The sequence below is a fragment of the Lysinibacter cavernae genome, from assembly GCF_011758565.1.
Classification (GTDB): domain Bacteria; phylum Actinomycetota; class Actinomycetes; order Actinomycetales; family Microbacteriaceae; genus Lysinibacter; species Lysinibacter cavernae.
This window is the reverse complement of record NZ_JAAMOX010000002.1, coordinates 443,640-462,077: the sequence shown is the minus strand read 5'-3', so window position 1 is coordinate 462,077 and position 18,438 is coordinate 443,640. Positions and strand designations below refer to the sequence as shown.

The following is an 18,438-nucleotide window of genomic DNA, read 5'->3' as shown; positions in this document are numbered from 1 at the left end:
TGCGAAATTTCGCACCCCACGAGCCAACATGCACCCCGCGAGGGAGTTGTTTGACCGACCGGGTTACTTGACCGTCTCGATCAGGCCCGTGTTTGGGCGCTGCGGGTCGGCGTCCGGCCCGGCAAGGTCAGCTTCGAGTGCATCCACGAGCTCGGGAGCAACCACGCTGTCGGTTGCCTCGAGGAGGTCGTTGCCAACCGCATCCGGAGCGCCCTCAACGGTGGTGGCGAGCGGCTTTTCAACCACAAAGCACAGCAGCACGGCGGCGATGACCAGCAGCGGCAGCATGTATAGGAACACCGGGGTCAGCGCGTCGTTGTACGAGCCGACAATGATGTCTTTGAGCTGCTCTGGCAAGGCCTTGACCACGGCTGGCGTGAGCGAGTTGCTCATATCGCCACCGCCAGCTGCGCCAGCCTCGGCCGGCATCCGCTCGGCCATGAGCGTGGTGAGCCGGTTCACAAACAGGCTGCCAACAACCGCTGATCCGAGCGACGCCCCGATCTGGCGGAAGTAGTTGTTCGCCGCGGTTGCGGTGCCAACGAGCTTATTCGAGAACGAGTTCTGCACGATCAGGATGAGGATCTGCATGCTCATGCCGAGGCCAACGCCCATAACGGCGAGGAACGCGCACAGTACCCAGATCTCCATGTCGGGCGTCATGCTCGACAAAAGAACGAGTGAGATGCCAACGATCACGGTTCCGGTGATGGGGAGCCACTTGTAGCGCCCAGTGCGGCTGACCAACTGGCCAGAAACAATCGAGGTGATGAGCAGCGCGGCCATCATCGGGATCATCATAAAGCCTGCCTCCGTGGCGTTTGCTCCCGTGACCATTTGCAGGTAGGTGGGGATGTACGCCATCGCGCCGAACATCGCGATACCCGTGATGAGGCCGGCGACGGTCGTGAGGTTGAAGTTGCGGTCCTTGAACAAGAACATCGGCATGATGGGCTCAGCGGCGCGGAGCTCGACAAAGACAAACGCAACGCTCGTCACGACTGCGGCGACGATGAGGCTAATGATGACGCCGGAATTCCAGTCGTACGTTGTGCCGCCCCAGGTAGTGATGAGCACAATGCTGGTCGAGGCGAGGGCAAGCAGGAGCATGCCGGCAACGTCGATCTTTGGCTTCTGGATGTCGCGCGTTGGCAGGCGGAGGAAGACCACGGCGGATGCGATGGCCAGGATGCCGAGGGGGATGTTCATCCAGAACGCCCAGCGCCAGCCGATGCCCTCGGTGAACCATCCACCAAGTAGTGGTCCGGCAACCGAGGAAAGCGCAAAGACGCCACCCATGATTCCCATGTAACGGCCACGCTCTCGTGCCGGAACGACGTCGGCGATGATGGCCTGCGAAAGGATCATGAGGCCACCGCCACCGAGTCCCTGGATGGCGCGGCCTACGATGAGCCACGTCATGTCTTGGGCGAGGCCGCCCACGATTGAGCCGGCGATGAAGAGGCCGATTGCCCCAATGAAGAGACCCTTGCGGCCGATGAGGTCACCGAGCTTGCCGTAGACGGGCAGCATGATGGTCGAGGCGAGGATGTAGGCGGTTGTCACCCACAGCATGTGGTCGACGCCGTTGAGCTCGCCAACGATGGTCGGAAGCGCGGTGCTAAAGATGGTCTGGTCGAGCGATGACAGGAGCATCGTGACCATAAGGCCGGCAAAAACGAGAAGAATGTTTCGCTTTTCGTGGGCGGAGGCAGCCGGTTTGGCCTCTGCTTCGAGCGAGGGGGAGGTGCTCATTGGAGTTGTTCGATTACCTTTCTGGCGAGCTCTGCGGCTCGGAGTTGAATATTGGTGCGTTCGCCGCCCGATGCGACCCACTCGCGAACGGCGACGCGGAGTGCGCCGCCCCCAATGGCGAGGAGCATTTCGGCAGTTGCGGACTGTTCGTCAGTTGATTCGTGGGAAAAACGTGGATCTTGGCTGACCAGCATGCGGATGGCCACAAGGAGCTGTTCGCTCATGCGGGTCATCTGGGCGATGTGGCGGCCGAGTAGGTGTGGGTTTTGCTTGATGATCTCGATGCGTGACTTTTGCAGGCTGACGCCAGAGACGCTTGGGCCGAGGAGTTTGAACAGGACATCCATGATCGATTCGAGGATGTCGTCGGTGCTGCTGGCAGCAACACATTCCGTGATGCTGGCCTCGTCGAGCTTTTCGTCGAAGACCCCAAGAATGGCGTCTTCTTTGCTCTCGAAGTAGTTGAAAAACGTGCGCGGCGACACGTTCGCCTCTGCGCACATCGCGTCAACGGTTGCCTGGTCAAAACCGTCCCGCAGCACGATCTTGACGGCTGCCTGTTCGAGGGCGGCACGCGTCTCAAGGCGCTTGCGCTCGCGGAGGCCGATGGGCTGGGATGGGGTCGCTGAGGTCACTCAATAATTATGCGGCAGTTCTGCATTTATGCACAACTGCAAACTTGCAGGTCTGTATTATTCGCAGCAAACGCACAGTAATTGTCGATTCGTCACGACCGATTCTCGACGGCTGATTCGTGACGGCCGATTCGCGAGGACCGATTCGCGACGACTAGGGAATGGACCGCGCCTTCGCGGGAACGCCTTCGCAGCAGAATGGTCACGGATCCACCCAAGGTCGCAGGATTGGGTGGATCCGTGACCATTCTGTGACTGTGACTGTGACTGTGACTGTGACTGTGGCTGTGGCTGTGACGGCTGCACGGAAGCAGGCCCAGCGCAAGCGCGGGATGCAGCCGCCGCGTTAGCTGCCGAGTGACGCGAATCGCTCGATGTCAGCGCCGGTGCCCGAAACGATAATGAGGTCGTGGTTCGACACCACGGTCTCATTGGTGGCGTACGTAAACGGCTTGCCGGGCGACTTCACGCCAACAACCGTGACGCGGTACTTGCTGCGCACACCGCTCTCGGTGAGGTTGAGGCCGCGGATGGGCTTCGGTGGGTACATCTTGACGAGCACGAAGTCGTCGTCAAACTGGATGAAGTCGAGCATCCGACCCGAAACCAGGTGCGCAACGCGCTCTCCGGCTTCGCGCTCGGGGTAGATAACGTGGTTCACGCCGATGCGCTCGAGGATCTTGCCGTGTGACTGTGAAATGGCCTTCGCCCAGATCTGGGGGATACCAAGATCGACGAGGTTCGCGGCAACAAGCACGCTCGCCTCTACTGACGAACCAACCGCAACGACGGCGATATCAAAGTCTTTGGCGCCGATTTGGATGAGGGCGTCAATCGAGCGGGCGTCGGCCTGCACGGTGTGGGTGACCCGGTCTGCCCATTTTTGCACGAGCACCGAGTCGGTATCGACTGCAAGGACCTCGCGGTCGAGTCGATCGAGCTGCCCGGCCGTGGCTGCACCAAATCGTCCAAGGCCCACGATGAGCACTGGCGAGTCATGACGAATACGATCAACCAACGATCGGCCTTTCTTCTGGTCTGCGGAAGAACTGTGAGCGACTGCTCGCAGCAACCGCAGCTGCGAGTGTAACTGTACCAACTCGTCCTGCCCACATGGTGGCAGCGATGACGTACTTGCCGGCATCCGGCAGGTTCTCGGTGAGCCCCGTACTGAGACCACACGTGCCAAAGGCGGAGATCACGTCAAAGAGCACATGGTCGAGCGGCGCTTTGGTCATGTGCAGCAGGATGATGGATGACGTTGCCACGATGGTTGCGGCCCAGAGCACAACGCTCACCGCAACTCGAAGGACTTCGGTTGGGATGCGGCGTTCAAAGGCCTGAATGTCCTGATAGCCGCGCGCCTCGGCAAAGGCGGCGAGGAAGAGCACCGCGAGGGTCGTGACCTTGATGCCTCCTGCCGTGGACGCGGAACCTCCGCCAACAAACATGAGCATGTCCATGACGAGCAGGGTTGAGCCGTTCATCTGCTCAACGTCGAGGGTCGCGAGACCGCCAGACCTGGTCATTGTTGACATGAACATCGACGAGAGGAATCGCTGCCCGATTGTCTGCTCGCCGAGTGTGTCTCCGTTGCTCCATTCGAGGGCCCCGATGGCGAGCGCGCCGAGGATGATGAGGACGGCGGTCGTGAGCAGCGTGAGCTTGGCGTGGAGTGGGAAGCGACTCGGCCGTTTCCATCCGCGAACCTTCGCAAAGCGGTAGAGCGCAAAAATAACGGGGAACCCGATGCTGCCGAGGAACACGCCGATGCCAAGCACCGTAAGCATGTAGGGGTCGGTCTCGAAGGGGGTCATCCCGTCGGCGGTTGGGACAAAGCCTGTATTGGTAAAGGCAGAGGCCGCGAAGAAAAAGCTGTGCCAGAGCGCGGTGAGCACGTCTTCGCCCATCATGAGCAGGCGGGGGAAGATGAGGAGCGTGAGCATGCTCTCGATTGCGAGCACGCTGAAGAGCACGGCGCTCAGCAGGCCGCCAATTTCGCCGAGGCCAACCGTCTGGCTCTCCGAGACCGGGCCGTGGTGGGCGCGCATCGGGTTGGTGTCGCTCGCGGCGAGAAGTCGCTGCTTGAGGCCGAGCCTTCGCGACACGGCGAGCCCAAGGAGGCTTGCGACGGTCAACACGCCGATGCCGCCAATTTGGATGCCAAGCACAATCACGATGTTGCCAAATGCTGACCAGTGGGATGCCATGTCGACAACGGTGAGTCCGGTCACGCAGATGGCCGACATCGCGGTAAAGAACGCGTTTACCAGGGGAGTCGTGACCCCCTCTGCCGACGCGATTGGCAGCATGAGTAGGCCGGTGAAAATGAGGATCAGTGCGCTGAACACCATGATGGTAAATCGGGCTGGCCATGATTCGGCTAGCTCGTTCACAGCTCTGCGGATTCTTCTATGCAGTGGCAGCTGTGGTGCTATTGCGGGGCGGGCCATTGGCATCCTTGTTCATGCCTTGTGGGCAGCGTGCGGGGTACAACTTTTGTCGACTGGTTGTCATGCTACACACTTAGCCAAGTACCCTGTAGGTATGCCAGATATTTTCAACGTCATCGCGGATGCGACACGTCGTGACATCCTGCTTATTCTGCTGGAACGATATCGGCAGGAAAAGGAGATTAGTGTCTCCGAGATTGTCGCCAAGCTTGAGCTGAGCCAGCCAACCGTTTCTAAGCACCTCAAGGTGCTTCGCGAGGCCGAGCTGGTGAGCGTGCGCGAAGAGGGGCAGCACCGCTATTACACGCTGTGTTACGAGCCGCTTGAGTATGTTGAGGACTTTGTGGTCCCTTTCTTGAGTGCTGATTTTGACGGTGATGTCACCGTTGAGTTCCGCGATGTTGAAGATGACTCCCACGTGCTGAGCGAGGGCGTCGAGACTGCCGCTGCCTCCATCGGTCGTGTCGCCGCGGATGCCGGCCACACCGTGCGCGAACTGGTTGCTCGCTTCCGCCTTCGCTAGGCCGAGCTCCTCTCTCGTGTGAGTTACTACCTCTGCTGAGGTTGATTTGTGCTGCCCGTCTCCCTCTGCTGGGTAGGTTTTGTGCCGACTTCCCGTGATGCTGCCGGGTGCGGTCTTGTTTCGCAGTCTCGCTGTGCTGCCTTGTGCGGAGTTCGATGGGATGCTTGATAAGGGCATCGTAGATCCTATAGGATCTACGAAAGTCGCTCCGGCGGCGATGACTCAACTTCGACATGCAATGGAGCAGGATGCTGGAATCAACGAACTCATACACGGCAGACACCTGGCCGATCGCCACCTGTTTGCACGGATTTGCGGCCATAGACCAGCAAGGCGTGCGGATGCACGATGCGCCAGCGGAGGTCTGGGATGACATGTTCGCGCAGGTTGCCAAGGTTGGGTTTACCCTGGCCGAGCTTGCCGACAGTCACGTGCGACCTGCTGATCTTGAACCGTCGCGTCGCGACGAGTTTCTCTCGATAGCAGCCTCACACGGTGTGCGGGTCCCATCTGTGCACCTGCAGCGCCAGAGCGTCATCATGCCTGGCCACGAAGAACGCAACCTTGCGTATGCGCACCGCACGATTGATGCGGCCGCCGAGTGGGGCATGGAGGTTTTCTCGACGGGTCTTCATCAGCCGTTCAGCGAAGCGCAGCGGAAAGCGCTGTGGTTTTGGACGGCAGAAGGCCCAAAAGACCCCGCAGACCCCGAGGTCTGGGACACGGCCGTCAAGCGCATCCGCGAGCTTGGCACGCACGCCGCCTCGGTTGGGCTGCCGCTCTCGCTCGAACTGTATGAGGACACCTACCTCGGCACGGCCGACAGCGCCGTGCGATTTGTTGAAGAGGTTGGGCTCGACAACGTTGGCCTGAATCCCGACGTGGCAAACCTCATCCGGCTGCACCGCCCGGTTGAGGACTGGCGCGAGCTCTTTGCCAAAACCCTTCCATATGCCAACTACTGGCACGTCAAGAACTACACCCGCGACGAAGCCGCGGACGGCAGCTGGGCAACGTCGGTGCCATCGACCATGGAAACCGGGCTCATCAATTACCGCCAAGTGTTCAGGGATGCGCTTGCGCTCGGTTTTAACGGCATCATCCTCGCGGAACACTACGGAGGCGACAGCCTCGGCGTCTGCGCCACCAACCAGAAGTACATCCGCTCGCTCCTTCCAACCAACTAGAGAGGCCCCCATGACTCATCGCACTATTGCCGTTGTCGGCTCCGGATACATGGGCGGAGGCATCGCTCAGGTGCTCGCCCTCTCCGGTGCCACCGTTCGCATTGCGGACGTCTCCGCTGAGATCGCCAAAACGAATTACGACCGCATCATCGAGGAGACCAAGCAGTTTGTGGCCGACGGGCTCTTCCCCGTCGGCAGCGTCGAACTCATCGAAGCAAACCTCTCGCCAGCCGAATCGGTAGAGGATGCCGTTGCCGACGCAGATTTTATCGAAGAGGCCGTTCCCGAGAAGATCGAGATCAAACACGCCACGCTTCGCCGGATCAGTGCGGCAGCCCGCGAAGACGCCATTATTGGCTCGAATACCTCGACCATCCTGATTGGCAAGCTTGCCGAAGCCGTAACCAACCCCGGTCGTTTTCTCGGGGTGCACTTCTCAAACCCTGCCCCCTTCATTCCCGGCGTCGAACTGATTCCCCACGAGGGCACCGATGAGAGCATCCTGTCGACGGTTGAAGAGATTGTGACTGCCACGGGCAAGGAGACCGCTCGGGTACGCGATTCGACCGGTTTTGTGTTAAACCGGCTCCAATACGCGCTGTTTCACGAGGCAACCCAGCTCGTTGAAGAGGGTGTTGCCACGGCGCAGGATATTGACACCATCGTGCGCACGACGTTTGGGTTCCGGCTCCCCGTCTTTGGGCCGTTTGCCATCGCTGATATGGCAGGACTTGACGTGTACTCGTTCTGCTACGCGTCGTTGCAGACCCGCTGGCCAGAACGCTTCGCCACGCCCGAATCGCTCGCGCAGCTTGTTGAGGCCGGAAAATTTGGTACCAAATCCGGTGCTGGCTACCTCGACGTTCCCGCAGAGCGCACCGCGGAACTCGTGGCGTACCGTAACCGGGCCTACGTGGCCATCAAAGAGCTGATGGATGAGCTTGGGCCGGCCCCCATCCACGAAGGAGTCACCTCATGAACGCTTTTCCCGAATCGCGCAGCGTTGTACTGACCGGGGCGGCCTCGCCTCGCGGCATCGGACGGGCCTCGGCCAAGTACCTTGCTGAGCGCGGCTGGAACATTGGCATTATCGATATTGACGAGGATGCAGCTCAGGCCGTCGCGGCAGAAATCGCCGAGGAGTTTGGCGTCGTTGCGAGTGGCGTCGGCGCAAACGTCGCCGACGAAGCTCAGGTCCGTGCCGCCTACGATCGCTTGGAGCTCGCCCTCCCACAAATAGTTGCCCTTGTGAACCTCGCGGGGGTGTCCTCTCCTGTGCCATACCTCGACGTGACGAGCGAGGAGTGGAACCGGGTGATGAACATCAATCTCAACGGTGTGCATTTTGTGACCCGCCGTGCCGTGGAATCAATGGTTTCGCACGGGATTGGCCGCGTAGTCAGTCTGTCGTCGGTGTCGGCGCAGCGTGGTGGTGGAACCTTCAGCAAGACGGTCTACTCGGCAGCAAAAGCCGGCGTGATCGGCTTCACCCGAAGCGTTGCGCGGGAGCTCGGCCCGCTGGGAATCACTGCCAACGCTATTTCGCCAGGACCAATCGATACCGACATCATGGGCGGAACGCTCACCGAGGAGCGCAAGGTCGCGATGGCGGCCGATGGTGTTCTTCCCCGCATTGGTACTCCGCGCGACATCGCGGCGGCCATTGCCTACCTCATTAGCGAGGACGCTGGCTTCGTGACGGGTCAAACCCTCAACGTCGACGGCGGACTCTACATGCATTAGGAGCGCACTATGTCACGCCTGTTCGGAACCTGGTCGAAAGGCCGCATCCTGTTTCTTGCCGTCGGGATTCTGCTCGTTGGTGCCGGTATCTGGATGATCGGCTCAAACCTGTCTGCCTAAGACCGTCACCTCGTCGTAAGCGAACCAAACATTACTCAAAGGAGAGCTGTTTTGTCTACAACCCAAACCCCCGGTGCCGCCGTCTCTGACGCCCTGCACGGGCCTGCCCTCAAATCGGCGATTTCGAAGGCGACTCGGCACCTCATGCCGATGTTGATCATCCTGTATTTTGTGGCGTTCCTTGATCGAACGAACGTTGGTTTTGCCCAGGAAGCACTCAAAATTGATCGAGGCATTAGCGACGGAGCGTTTGCGCTCGGCGCCGGTATCTTCTTCATCGGCTACGCGATCTTTGAGATTCCGAGCAACCTCCTGCTCAAGAGATTTGGCGCGCGGTTCTGGCTTGCCAGGATCGCCATCACATGGGGCATTGTTGCCGCAGCCTTCGCATTCACAACAAACGACACAATGTTTATCATCCTTCGGTTTTTGCTTGGTATTACCGAGGCAGGGCTCTTTCCTGGTGTCATTATGTTCCTCGCCGAATGGTTCCCAAATAAGGTGCGAGTGCAAATGTTTGCGCTGTTCTATCTTGCGCAGCCCTTCTCGCAAATGCTCGGAGCCCCGCTCTCCGGCGGTCTCATCAGCATCGGCGATACCGTCACGCCGTGGCACGGCTGGCAGGTCATGTTCTTTGCCGAGGGGATGCTCGCCGTTGTTGCCGGTATCGCAGCGTTCTTCTTCCTGACGGATAGCCCGCAGAAGGCAAAATGGCTGAATAAGACGGAAAAGGCGGCCCTGATTGATGTGATGGTGCAGGAGGACAAGGTTCGCGAATCCGATGGCCCGAGCGGAGTCTGGCGCGCCATGGCGAGCTGGAAAGTCTGGTACTTCACCGTGATTTACTTCTGCCTGCAGATCGCTGTTTACGGCACCACGTTCTATCTTCCCCAGCAGGTCGCAGGGCTGCTTGGTAAGGATGTCGGTTGGGAGGTTGGCCTTGTCGCCGCTATCCCGTGGCTCGTCGGCTTGTTTGTCTGCTTCTTTGTCGGAAAGTATGCGACAATGATCCTTCGCCGCCGCAACTGGGGAACGCTGTTCTTTTTCGGAACTGGCGTCTTTATCCTTGGCTCAGGATGGGCAGGGGCGATCAGCCAGCCGATCCTCGGCATCCTCTTCATTACCCTCGCAGTGTCGTGCTTCCTCTCGGTTGGCCCCATTACCTGGTCGTACCCAACCGCCTTCCTCACGGGGACGGCCGCCGCGGCTGGCATCGGCCTGATTAACTCGTTTGGCAACCTTGGCGGTTTTGTTGCGCCAATCATGCGGAACTCCGTGAACGAGACTGTGGTCACCGACAGTGGGGTGTGGGGCGTTGTTTCGCTTGGCCTCTTCGCCTTTGTCGCGGCCGCCATGATTTACTGCACGAAGTTCTTCAAAGCAAAGGCCGACGTTCTGCTTGAAACGCCCGTCAACTAGGACAACTGGGCGGTGGCCGAGCTTGCCGCTGTGTTGTATCGTGCGCGATACGGCACAGCGGCACTCGTGTGCCGGGAGCGCGGGAGGCTAATGCTCAGCGTCAAATCGAGAGCGTTCGCGAACCTTCTCAATGTGTTGACACATGGCGGCGGAGGCGAGCTCTGCGTCGCCGCTCGCAAACGCTTCGACGATGGTGGTGTGCTCATGGACGGCATCATCCGCATCGGTGATGCCGCTGAGTGCTGTCTGCCGCATCCGGTGCACCCTCGTAGAGATAGCCTCGGACATATCGAGAAGAAACGGGTTCTCTGTCGCAGCAAAGATGACGTGGTGAAAGTTCCAGTCAGCCGCGAAGTACTCGCGTAGTAGCTCAACGCGGAGGCGGCCCTCTGGCGTCGCGGTGCGTAGCGTTGAGGCGATGGCCCTGTGTTCGTCAAGCGCCGCCTCGAGCTGCGGCACGAGTGAAGCGGATGAGCGTGCGGCAAGGGCGGTTGCGCCGCCTTCAAGTACGATTCGCGCGTCGAATAGCGCCTCGAGCTGGTCGTGCGCCAGCGGCGGTGCGACGCGGTAGCCCTTGAGCGGCTCCCGGGTGACGAGGCCGGTGCGCTCCAGCTGGACAAGAGCCTCACGCACGGGCGTTGGTGACACTCGGAGGTCGCGTGCGATGGCATCGATCGAGAGACGAGTGCCTGGCTCAACGCGTGAGCCCATAAGCATGTCAAGGACAAGGTCGTATACCCGGTCTCTGAGGCCCTTGCGCTCGAGACCGGCCGACGTGCCAAACGGCGACATTGGTTCCGACATCTATACCTCCGAGAATGTGAACGGCTTCACTGCATTGTGTGCGCGGGCCGACACGGTGAGCGCACCATTAAGGATACTGGTCGCCGACATTCATTGGCCGCCAGGGTCTGTCTGCCAGTGCCAAATTGGGTGTGGCGCGCCGTGCGTTTCGCGCTCGGGCCTGTTGCCCGCTAGAATGGTGTTTCTGTCGGCCAATTCTTCTATGGTCGATTCCTAAGATCGTGTGAGGTTTTTGTGGGTTCTGTAATTAAGAAGCGCCGCAAGCGTATGGCGAAGAAGAAGCACCGTAAGTTGCTTCGTAAGACTCGTCACCAGCGTCGCAACAAGAAGTAACAACAAAGCGTGAGCGCTAGGTCCTTCGGGTCCTAGCGCTTTTTGCTGACTGCGCTGCGCATCGGCAGGTCACGATCTGAACGATGGTAGCGCTATTGCTGCGCCGAAAAATCAAGGTTGTGCAGGTCGTGGATGAGCGAGCCTGGGTCAACGTTGAGGACCGTCGCCAGACGCATAAGCGTCCCGAGGTTTGGCAGGCTCCGCCCCCGCTCAATGCGGCTCACGGTGGTGACGTGGGTTTCTGACAGGTACGAAAGCGTCTCGAGGGTGAGATCGTTGGCCCGACGATGCGCACGGATGCGGTTTCCGATAATGCGGGCCGCCTCGTAATCTTCGAAAGTTTCCATCCTCAAGAACTATCGCAGGGCTGGCAATACGGGCGAGAGGCATTGTGCCGCACGGTTTTGGGCGCGCTGTCGGCGTCTGAGGGACTCGGTCGCGAGGCCGGTATCGTTGAAGCATGGCAAAGATAGAACTCACCCTCATTGGCAAACCGGGCTGCCACCTGTGTGATGACGCGCGCGAGGTGGTTGGAGCCGTTCTGGCGGACCCGGTCCTTGCCGAGTCTCCGCACTCCTTTGAGCTTGCTGAGCAGTCAATTCTGGAAGACGACGCCCTCTTTGAGCGGTATGCCGAAGAAATCCCCGTGCTGTTGATCAACGACCGGGTTCACAACTACTGGCGCATTGACCCAGATCGGCTGCGCCGCGCACTGCTGGAGATGCCAACCTCATGACCCTACGACACGTAGTCACCTGGACCTTTGCAGAGCCTGATCCCGCGGCCCGGATGCGCCAGTTGCTTGAGTTCAAGGCACTGCTGGATGCGCTGCCTCCCGTCATACCCGAGATCCTTGCGCTTGAGGTTGGGATCAACGAGCTGTACCCCGACGCGAACTGGCACATTACGCTCGTCTCCGAGTTTGCCGACCAAGCCGCGCTGGAGCGTTACCAGGTGCATCCTGCCCACAAAGCGGTGATTGAACACAACCGTGGTCGTACCTCAGGACGCGCTGCGGTCGATTTTACGGTTGCCTAGCTACTGGACGGTCAGCGTAATTGAGCCGTCGTTGAGCGTCACGGCGACCTGAGAGAGGTCGCCAATGACAGCGTCTGCCTCAAGGTGCTCGCCAGGATGGGTTCCTGCGATGGCAATCGTTGTGCAGCCGGCCGCTGCTCCAGCTGCGAGCCCCGCCGGGGCATCCTCAAACACGATGCAGTTGCGTGGGTCAAGCCCGAGCAATGACGCGCCAAGCTCAAACGGTTCTGGATGCGGCTTCCCAAGTGTGACATCGTCAAACGTCACGATCGTTTCTGGCGCCCGCAATCCGGCCTGCTTGAGGCGGCGGAGGGCAAGGTTCCGTGTGCACGACGTGACTATCGCGTGTTTGTCTGCAGGCAACGAGTCGAGGAGTTCCTGAGCGCCAGGAAGCGCAACGACACCCTCAAGGTCTGTTTCTTCAAGCTCAATAATGCGAGCGAGGGCAGCAGGAATGCGCTCGGGCGGGAGCACCTGTTCAAGGATCTGCGCCGCCGGCGTTCCGTGGTTATTCTCTAAAAACCGAGGGTCAAATCCCTCTTCTTCGGCGAGGCGAATCCAGCAGCGAATGACCGCGGGTGTCGAGTCAATGAGGGTTCCGTCCATGTCGAACAGAACCCCTTCAACGGTGCGGGTAAACGGTGAGTCTGAAATGCTGATACCTCTGCCTTTGGAGATGCGTGCCGTGGATGCGGGCGAGACTCCCTAGCGGAAGTTCACAAACTGTAGGTCAACCTCGACGTCGGAGCCCCGCAGCAGAGCCATGGTGGCCTGCAGATCGTCGCGGCTCTTTGATGAGACACGCAGCTCGTCGCCCTGAATCTGGCTCTTGACACCCTTTGGGCCTTCATCGCGGATGAGCTTGTTGAGCTTCTTGGCGTTCTCCTGGTCGATGCCCTCTTTCATGGTGGCTTCGATACGGTGCTCTTTGCCGCTTGGGTAGGGCTCTCCGGCGTCGAGGCTCTTGAGGGAGATGCCGCGCTTGATCAGTTTTGACTGGAACACATCGAGAACCGCGTTGACGCGCTCGACGGTGTCAGCCTTGATCATGATTTTGTCGCCGCTCCAATCGATTGATGCGCCAACGCCTTTAAAGTCGTAGCGCTGCTCAATCTCCTTTTTCGCCTGGTTGAGGGCGTTGTCCGCCTCCATCTTGTCGACTTTGCTTACAACATCAAACGAGGAATCTGCCATGTGTCCATGGTAGCCAGTTTCTTGGCGAAGGGTAGCTCGGCGTGTTGGATGCGCGGCTACGGCGTGATTTGCAACGAGGTAATCATGCGCTTGAGGTCTTTATAGACGTCAGTGTCCATGAATGCCTTTGCCTCGTCGATGGTTGCAAACGCGGGAATCAAGGGGCTGTTCTCGCTGAATGGCCCGATCATGGTCTGGTCGGCAAATCCGATGAGGGCGAGTGAGGTATCCGGCACGGCGAAGAGGTTATAAAACATGCAGGACTCTGTTTGGGCTTCGGTATTGGTGATACCAACTGACGCGACTACGTTGCCGGGGCGTTCGAGTGCGGTGAACTGAAACCGAGGGGTTACCCCGTCTTGGCCGTTGGCAGATGCACCGGCGGGGAGTGTCATGTCTTGGCTGTCGATAACCGTGATGGGGACAACCTGTTCTCCGCCGCAGGCGCCGCCAATTCCTCCGTTGCCACTGGTGAGAGAGGCAGCGACAGTGCCGCTGGCGTCCATCACCTTTACGTCCCAAACGTTGTTCTCAGCAAAGCCCGTGTCAGGGCGCGTGGCCTCGACCGTCCACTCAGCAGGGTGCTCAAAGCTGAAGACGCCGTCATCGGTGGTGAACGTTTCCCACGCGGCAACACGCTCTTGCGTTGGAGTCGCCGAAGGCATCTTGGTGGTCGCCGGTGACGACGATGCGGCTTCTGGTGACGCGCTAGTGGCGCAGCCAGTGAGGGCAAGAACGGTAATGAGGAGGCCTGCTGTGACGTGCGCAGATTTGCTGTTCATTGGAGGTCGGTATCCAATAAGACGTGGGGTTAGCCGGTGACAACGGTAACTGAGGAGAACATCCGCTCGAGATCCTTGTATGTTTGCGTCTCCATGAACGCCTTTGCCTCATCAATGGTCGCAAACGTGGGAATGATTGAGGTAACGGGGGTTGTCTCGTTCGATACCGGCGTTGCGAACTCGCCGAAGTAGATTTCGGGGGTAACCGCCTGGTTTTTCATGAAAAGGACGAGTCCGGTGTTTTCCGTTTCTGAACGGCTGTAGTCAGTTGTGAGACCCATGCTGGCTTGTATTGCGCCACCCTTTTCAAAGGTTGCGTAGCTCACATTGACCGGCCCATCCGAAACATCGCCGATGTCGTACCGTGCGAGATCAAGCGGCGTATTAGCGAGGAACGTGATTGTGCCGGTTTCCCCGGGGCCGAACGATGCCGGTCCGGAGGCGAGCCCCGCGTGGAATGTCGCGACGGTGCTGCCTGAGGCGGTGTCAGTGATGCTGAGAGACGTGCCTTCCCTGTCGCCCGACACGTTTACTGTCCAGGCTTCTGGGTGCTCAAATGTATAGCGACCGTCGGTGGATGTGTACTTGGTCCACGCGGCAGGTGTTGCGCTTGGAGACGAGGTGGTTGTTGGCTTGGCCGTTGGAGTCTCGCTCGACGCCGTCGAAGTTGCTTTTACCGGGTACGGTGGATTGCTCGGTGAGCTGGCACAGCCGCTCAGCGAGAAGGCCGCAACGAGCGCAATGGAACCGATGAAAACTCTCTTGTTACCCATAGCCTCAGCTTAGGGTTTGGCAGAGCGTTCTATGGATTCGAAACGCTAACGAATCGAACTCAATTATTCGGTCTCTTCATCGTCTTCGTGAGAAGCGAGGATCTCGAGGGCCTCGTGGTCAAGATCGTCGGGCTCAAGACCCGCTTCGCTGCGCACCAGTTGGCGGCCGAGGATCAGAATTTCGCGGTCTTCGAGCATCTCGGCGACCTCTTCTGGTTCGTAGCCGTCGCTATCTTTGATGAGCTCGTCCATCATGCGGATGCCGCGGTTGAACCAAACCTGTGCTTGGTGGTTATTGCCAACAACGTCGTAGCTGTCGCCGATGAACGAGTAGATGAGTGGGTCGGTGAGCTTCTCGGCACGGATCTCGTCGGCGAGCTGCGTTGCTTCTGCCTCTTGGCCGGTGCGCAGGAGGGCATCGAGTAGGTAGACGCGTTTGTCTGGCGCGGCCTCGCCCTCTGCCTCTTGCGCTTCGCGGGCAGCCTCGTATGCCTGCAGCGGGTCGTTGGCATCGTAGAAGCACTCGGACGCGGTAATGAGGAGCCCTGCAGGTGAGGTGTCTTCTTCGTAGACGGTCTCAGGGTCGCGTGCGAGCGCCACAAATTGTTCGGCTACCGCCCGCGCCGCTTCTGGCGTTTCTGCCGCAAAGCTGGTTTCGTCGATGTAGTCCCAAGTCACGTTGATAGCCATGGACTAAGGGTACAGTCTGGGCAGGGAGCGTGTGTCGCATTTGGCGAATCGGTGCCTGGCGATGCGCAGATGGCGCCCTGTGGAGAAGAAAGTGCGTTTCATCTGCGGTGTCGATTGGTGTCAGCGGCGTTTCCGTATTAGTCTTGTCGAGTGCGTTCGTGAAGCATGCTTCATCTGCGCAAGAAACATGGCGAGTTACCCAAGCGGCCAAAGGGATCTGACTGTAAATCAGCTGTCATCGACTTCGGGGGTTCGAATCCCTCACTCGCCACCAGAACCGCTGAGGCCCTCTGCAACGAAATCGTTGCAGAGGGCCTTTTGCGTAGGCATGAACGCTGAGTGCCGTGAGCAACGGGCTGCGGTCATCTGGAGAACGGGCCGAAGGGTTTTTGAGTCTCTGGTTAGATACCATTCGAGCTTCCTGTCTAGGTCCTCGCTGGCTACGAAAAGCGGTCATGGGTTATGACGGAGTTGGCCCACAAGTCGAGTGTTTGTATCCTCAAATAATTTGCGTGTAGTTAATAAGTTGGATACGGTATGTTTTGGTTCGTTGAGGCGACCACATACGGATGTCATGAAGGCCCGGGGGAGGGCACTGCGTGGCTGAGGCGGTTTCTATGGCCGTCGCCCGTTGTACTGATTAGCTAATTACACGGAGTTACCTATGATGAAATCCCCACTCACTCGGAGACGCCTTGGCATAGCCATGGCATCCATACTGACCGCTGGTCTTGCGGTTTCTGCGACTGCCGCGGCAAATGCCACAGGACCAATCCCGACGGGGGCGGTTGAAGACCTGAGTTTCTGCACACAGAACACGCTCGCCGCTGTGCCATTTCCTGAAGACTATGAAGAGAACCACTGGAGCGAACCGCAGGTCTCAAGCCCCGAAATTGAGTTGCCGTTCTCTGTGAACTATTACGGAACCGAGCACAACTCTATTTTTGTGAATCCCAGCGGAACGCTGACGTTTGGCGACCCGTGGGAGGGGTATATCTGGGGAGGTTCGTCGGACTACCCGGATGCCATCGCTGCGTTTGACACGATGCTTGAGCCTCAACGAGACGGCTCGTCTGAAATTACCTACGGAGTGAGCGCCGACGGTTCGGCGTTCTGTGCGAACTGGGTGAATGTGGCGCCGCACGAGGCAACAGACACGAGCCCCGAAAAGCTCCTCTCATTCCAAACGATTATCAGGGACAGATCCGCGCTGACCGGTGGAGTGAAGGGTGATGTTGACGTCACGTTTAACTACGACCAGTTACCGCAACTTGGCGCCTACTGGTGGAACGGAGAAGTTCCAGCAACCGCGCAGGCTGGTCTGTTTGTGAAGGACCACGGCTGGACGGTGAGACTCCCCGGATCCGATGGGCGCAACTCCCCGGAATCCCCGCTTCTTGATGACGGTGAGTTTGCGCTGACCGCCGGCAGCGCCAACGCTCTTGACCAGCAGGGTCGCTATATTTTTGCGCTGAGGGATGGCGACTCTGTGGAGCGGTATGACCTCACGGGAACCGTACGGGATGCCTCCGGCAATCCCCTTGCTGGTGCAGTAGTTTCGGTTGGAAACAAATTTGCGACCACCGCTGCGGACGGAACCTATCGGATAAGCGCGGTGTACGGGTCCTTGTCGATTCGGGTGAATCCGCCCGCAAACACGGACTTCGTTCAAGGCTTCGCATGGGCCAACGTAGACGGCGCCGACATGGTTCAGGACTTTGTCTTGAAAGAAGAGCAGCTTCGAATTCCCCGCGAAACGACCGTGACGCAGGGCGGACGAGATGCTGCGGCATATGGCCTGTATTGGAGTTTGCCATTTGATGTGACCCACAGCGCCTGCGAGGGTGCAGAGTCAGTCACGCTCGAAATCCTCAAGGGCGGGAACGCTATCTACACCGGTGACTTGGTTGAAAGCTCGCCTGGACAGTACGCGGTGACCGTCCCGCCGCTCTACCCGACGACCGGCATCGCTGACTTTAGGATTACTGTTGACTGCGGTGACGGCACTACCCAAAACGTCGAATTTGATCTTTACATCGACCCGGCGGGAACGATTCTCGACACGGAGGGAAACGCCATTGATGGCGCGACCGTTACGCTGCTCCGCTCTGACTTCCCCGAGGGAGACTTCAGCGCCGTTGCCGACGGAAGTGCAATCATGTCCCCGTCGAACCGGACCAACCCAACGGTGACGGGTGAAGATGGTCGTTTCGCGTGGGACGTCATCCCCGGGTACTACCGTGTGGAAGCCAGCGCGCCAAACTGCACCGTTCCTGGGAGTGCCGAGACGGTTGTCTCAACCGAAGTTCTGCCGGTTCCGCCGGAGTACCTTGACCTGGAACTGGTGCTTGAGTGTGCGGAAGCACCGGTCACGCCGCCGGTCGAGGATGAGCCCGCGATCAGTGTGAGTGTGAGCGAGGCCGAGCAGGGCGGTACGGTGACCGTGACCGGCGCCGGGTTTGACTCCGAAGAGGCTGTGGAGATCTGGCTGCACTCGACTCCGGCCCTGTTGGCAACGCCATCGGTGACGAGTGAGGGCGCATTTGTCCACGCCGTTACGATCCCAACGGCGACTGAGCCGGGTCTGCACTCGATCGTCGTGAAGCGGGCCGATGGCACCTCGGTGACAACCAGCATCACGGTGACGAAGGCCACGGTGAAGACGCCTGGCGGCTCAAACGGCGGCGGCTCGAATGCCGGTGGCTCGAATACGGGTGGCTCGAACACAACACCGGGCGGAAGCGCCGGCGGTAACTCGACCACATCATCCGACGGTCTCGGAACGGGCAGTGGACTCGCAACAACGGGTGCTGCAGAAAGTGCCCTCGCTGCTGCGCTGGCGATTGCCGTGCTGCTTGGCGGCGTCGCGCTCCTCGCCGTCCGTCGGGTGCGCGAATCGTAAGCAGATTCCGTGCCCGAGCGTGACTTGCTCATAAACGAATGAACAAAAAGTTCTGGCCCGTCCCCCTGCTGGGGAACGGGCCAGAAT

At 59.4% G+C, this 18,438-nt stretch carries 20 protein-coding genes and 1 tRNA gene; 10 read left to right on the top strand and 11 right to left on the bottom strand.

Annotated elements, in window-relative coordinates; all coding sequences use genetic code 11:
• Nucleotides 1–63: 63 nt before the first annotated feature.
• The 4 genes from FHX76_RS11475 to FHX76_RS11460 form a co-directional block, all read right to left on the bottom strand.
• On the bottom strand, nucleotides 64–1,755 hold the full coding sequence (locus FHX76_RS11475; protein ID WP_167150818.1) for an MDR family MFS transporter: 1,692 nt from the start codon (nucleotides 1,753–1,755) through the stop codon (nucleotides 64–66).
• Complete coding sequence (locus FHX76_RS11470) at nucleotides 1,752–2,390, bottom strand: TetR family transcriptional regulator (RefSeq protein ID WP_167150817.1); 639 nt, start codon at nucleotides 2,388–2,390, stop codon at nucleotides 1,752–1,754. The genes FHX76_RS11475 and FHX76_RS11470 overlap by 4 nt, the downstream gene beginning before the upstream one ends.
• Nucleotides 2,391–2,736: 346 nt before the next feature.
• The gene (locus tag FHX76_RS11465) at nucleotides 2,737–3,408 is read right to left on the bottom strand and encodes a potassium channel family protein (protein ID WP_167150816.1); all 672 of its coding nucleotides are present in this window, start codon (nucleotides 3,406–3,408) and stop codon (nucleotides 2,737–2,739) included.
• Nucleotides 3,401–4,843: a TrkH family potassium uptake protein gene (locus FHX76_RS11460; protein WP_167150815.1), complete on the bottom strand. Its 1,443-nt coding sequence runs from the start codon at nucleotides 4,841–4,843 to the stop codon at nucleotides 3,401–3,403. Before FHX76_RS11460 ends, FHX76_RS11465 begins: the two co-directional genes overlap by 8 nt.
• Before the next feature lie 94 nt (nucleotides 4,844–4,937).
• On the opposite strand from FHX76_RS11460, the gene FHX76_RS11455 reads away from it, so the two are divergent.
• The 5 genes from FHX76_RS11455 to FHX76_RS11435 all read left to right on the top strand — a co-directional run bounded on the left by FHX76_RS11455 (nucleotide 4,938) and on the right by FHX76_RS11435 (nucleotide 9,835).
• On the top strand, nucleotides 4,938–5,366 hold the full coding sequence (locus tag FHX76_RS11455; RefSeq protein WP_167150814.1) for an ArsR/SmtB family transcription factor: 429 nt from the start codon (nucleotides 4,938–4,940) through the stop codon (nucleotides 5,364–5,366).
• A gap of 248 nt (nucleotides 5,367–5,614) precedes the next feature.
• Nucleotides 5,615–6,553, top strand: coding sequence for a sugar phosphate isomerase/epimerase family protein (locus FHX76_RS11450; RefSeq protein WP_243848782.1), 939 nt, complete (start codon nucleotides 5,615–5,617; stop codon nucleotides 6,551–6,553).
• Nucleotides 6,554–6,563: 10 nt separating this feature from the next.
• Nucleotides 6,564–7,532, top strand: coding sequence for a 3-hydroxyacyl-CoA dehydrogenase family protein (locus FHX76_RS11445; protein WP_167150812.1), 969 nt, complete (start codon nucleotides 6,564–6,566; stop codon nucleotides 7,530–7,532).
• Nucleotides 7,529–8,296, top strand: a complete 768-nt coding sequence (locus FHX76_RS11440; RefSeq protein ID WP_167150811.1) for an SDR family NAD(P)-dependent oxidoreductase — start codon at nucleotides 7,529–7,531, stop codon at nucleotides 8,294–8,296. Before FHX76_RS11445 ends, FHX76_RS11440 begins: the two co-directional genes overlap by 4 nt.
• A 171-nt stretch (nucleotides 8,297–8,467) precedes the next feature.
• Nucleotides 8,468–9,835 carry an MFS transporter gene (locus FHX76_RS11435; RefSeq protein ID WP_243848781.1) on the top strand — a complete coding sequence of 456 codons (1,368 nt, stop codon included), beginning with the start codon at nucleotides 8,468–8,470 and terminating at the stop codon, nucleotides 9,833–9,835.
• An 87-nt stretch (nucleotides 9,836–9,922) separates the two neighbouring features.
• Here the strand turns inward: FHX76_RS11435 and FHX76_RS11430 are convergent, their stop codons facing one another.
• On the bottom strand, nucleotides 9,923–10,639 hold the full coding sequence (locus tag FHX76_RS11430) for a GntR family transcriptional regulator (protein ID WP_167150810.1): 717 nt from the start codon (nucleotides 10,637–10,639) through the stop codon (nucleotides 9,923–9,925).
• 234 nt (nucleotides 10,640–10,873) lie between these two features.
• Between FHX76_RS11430 and FHX76_RS11425 the strand changes: the two genes are divergently transcribed.
• On the top strand, nucleotides 10,874–10,972 hold the full coding sequence (locus FHX76_RS11425) for a 30S ribosomal protein bS22 (protein WP_003792170.1): 99 nt from the start codon (nucleotides 10,874–10,876) through the stop codon (nucleotides 10,970–10,972).
• A gap of 92 nt (nucleotides 10,973–11,064) precedes the next feature.
• Here the strand turns inward: FHX76_RS11425 and FHX76_RS11420 are convergent, their stop codons facing one another.
• Nucleotides 11,065–11,319 (bottom strand): helix-turn-helix domain-containing protein, encoded by a 255-nt coding sequence (locus FHX76_RS11420; RefSeq protein WP_167150809.1) that lies wholly within the window; start codon nucleotides 11,317–11,319, stop codon nucleotides 11,065–11,067.
• A 113-nt stretch (nucleotides 11,320–11,432) separates the two neighbouring features.
• On the opposite strand from FHX76_RS11420, the gene FHX76_RS11415 reads away from it, so the two are divergent.
• On the top strand, nucleotides 11,433–11,708 hold the full coding sequence (locus tag FHX76_RS11415; RefSeq protein WP_167150808.1) for a glutaredoxin family protein: 276 nt from the start codon (nucleotides 11,433–11,435) through the stop codon (nucleotides 11,706–11,708).
• Nucleotides 11,705–12,010: a Dabb family protein gene (locus FHX76_RS11410; RefSeq protein ID WP_167150807.1), complete on the top strand. Its 306-nt coding sequence runs from the start codon at nucleotides 11,705–11,707 to the stop codon at nucleotides 12,008–12,010. The genes FHX76_RS11415 and FHX76_RS11410 overlap by 4 nt, the downstream gene beginning before the upstream one ends.
• Here FHX76_RS11410 and FHX76_RS11405 read toward each other — a convergent pair whose 3' ends face one another.
• The 5 genes from FHX76_RS11405 to FHX76_RS11385 all read right to left on the bottom strand — a co-directional run bounded on the left by FHX76_RS11405 (nucleotide 12,011) and on the right by FHX76_RS11385 (nucleotide 15,449).
• Nucleotides 12,011–12,664, bottom strand: a complete 654-nt coding sequence (locus FHX76_RS11405) for an HAD-IA family hydrolase (protein ID WP_341777960.1) — start codon at nucleotides 12,662–12,664, stop codon at nucleotides 12,011–12,013.
• A 51-nt stretch (nucleotides 12,665–12,715) separates the two neighbouring features.
• Entirely contained in the window at nucleotides 12,716–13,204 is a 489-nt protein-coding gene (locus FHX76_RS11400) for a YajQ family cyclic di-GMP-binding protein (RefSeq protein ID WP_167150805.1), read from the bottom strand.
• 56 nt (nucleotides 13,205–13,260) lie between these two features.
• Complete coding sequence (locus FHX76_RS11395; protein WP_167150804.1) at nucleotides 13,261–13,986, bottom strand: hypothetical protein; 726 nt, start codon at nucleotides 13,984–13,986, stop codon at nucleotides 13,261–13,263.
• Nucleotides 13,987–14,015: 29 nt separating this feature from the next.
• Nucleotides 14,016–14,759: a hypothetical protein gene (locus tag FHX76_RS11390; RefSeq protein WP_167150803.1), complete on the bottom strand. Its 744-nt coding sequence runs from the start codon at nucleotides 14,757–14,759 to the stop codon at nucleotides 14,016–14,018.
• A gap of 63 nt (nucleotides 14,760–14,822) precedes the next feature.
• Nucleotides 14,823–15,449 carry a hypothetical protein gene (locus FHX76_RS11385; protein WP_167150802.1) on the bottom strand — a complete coding sequence of 209 codons (627 nt, stop codon included), beginning with the start codon at nucleotides 15,447–15,449 and terminating at the stop codon, nucleotides 14,823–14,825.
• 189 nt (nucleotides 15,450–15,638) lie between these two features.
• Here FHX76_RS11385 and FHX76_RS11380 point away from each other — a divergent pair.
• Nucleotides 15,639–15,723, top strand: a tRNA-Tyr gene (locus FHX76_RS11380).
• 390 nt (nucleotides 15,724–16,113) lie between these two features.
• On the top strand, nucleotides 16,114–18,351 hold the full coding sequence (locus FHX76_RS11375; RefSeq protein WP_167150801.1) for a carboxypeptidase-like regulatory domain-containing protein: 2,238 nt from the start codon (nucleotides 16,114–16,116) through the stop codon (nucleotides 18,349–18,351).
• Nucleotides 18,352–18,438 lie beyond the last annotated feature (87 nt).

Excerpts from the sequence above, each read along its gene's own strand:
- FHX76_RS11475 (WP_167150818.1), bottom strand. The coding sequence starts at position 1,755 with ATGAGCACCTCCCCCTCGCTCGAAGCAGAGGCCAAACCGGCTGCCTCC.
- FHX76_RS11460 (WP_167150815.1), bottom strand. The coding sequence starts at position 4,843 with ATGGCCCGCCCCGCAATAGCACCACAGCTGCCACTGCATAGAAGAATC.
- FHX76_RS11455 (WP_167150814.1), top strand. The coding sequence starts at position 4,938 with ATGCCAGATATTTTCAACGTCATCGCGGATGCGACACGTCGTGACATC.
- FHX76_RS11450 (WP_243848782.1), top strand. The coding sequence starts at position 5,615 with ATGCTGGAATCAACGAACTCATACACGGCAGACACCTGGCCGATCGCC.
- FHX76_RS11445 (WP_167150812.1), top strand. The coding sequence starts at position 6,564 with ATGACTCATCGCACTATTGCCGTTGTCGGCTCCGGATACATGGGCGGA.
- FHX76_RS11440 (WP_167150811.1), top strand. The coding sequence starts at position 7,529 with ATGAACGCTTTTCCCGAATCGCGCAGCGTTGTACTGACCGGGGCGGCC.
- FHX76_RS11430 (WP_167150810.1), bottom strand. The coding sequence starts at position 10,639 with ATGTCGGAACCAATGTCGCCGTTTGGCACGTCGGCCGGTCTCGAGCGC.
- FHX76_RS11420 (WP_167150809.1), bottom strand. The coding sequence starts at position 11,319 with ATGGAAACTTTCGAAGATTACGAGGCGGCCCGCATTATCGGAAACCGC.
- FHX76_RS11415 (WP_167150808.1), top strand. The coding sequence starts at position 11,433 with ATGGCAAAGATAGAACTCACCCTCATTGGCAAACCGGGCTGCCACCTG.
- FHX76_RS11410 (WP_167150807.1), top strand. The coding sequence starts at position 11,705 with ATGACCCTACGACACGTAGTCACCTGGACCTTTGCAGAGCCTGATCCC.
- FHX76_RS11400 (WP_167150805.1), bottom strand. The coding sequence starts at position 13,204 with ATGGCAGATTCCTCGTTTGATGTTGTAAGCAAAGTCGACAAGATGGAG.
- FHX76_RS11395 (WP_167150804.1), bottom strand. The coding sequence starts at position 13,986 with ATGAACAGCAAATCTGCGCACGTCACAGCAGGCCTCCTCATTACCGTT.
- FHX76_RS11390 (WP_167150803.1), bottom strand. The coding sequence starts at position 14,759 with ATGGGTAACAAGAGAGTTTTCATCGGTTCCATTGCGCTCGTTGCGGCC.
- FHX76_RS11385 (WP_167150802.1), bottom strand. The coding sequence starts at position 15,449 with ATGGCTATCAACGTGACTTGGGACTACATCGACGAAACCAGCTTTGCG.
- FHX76_RS11375 (WP_167150801.1), top strand. The coding sequence starts at position 16,114 with ATGATGAAATCCCCACTCACTCGGAGACGCCTTGGCATAGCCATGGCA.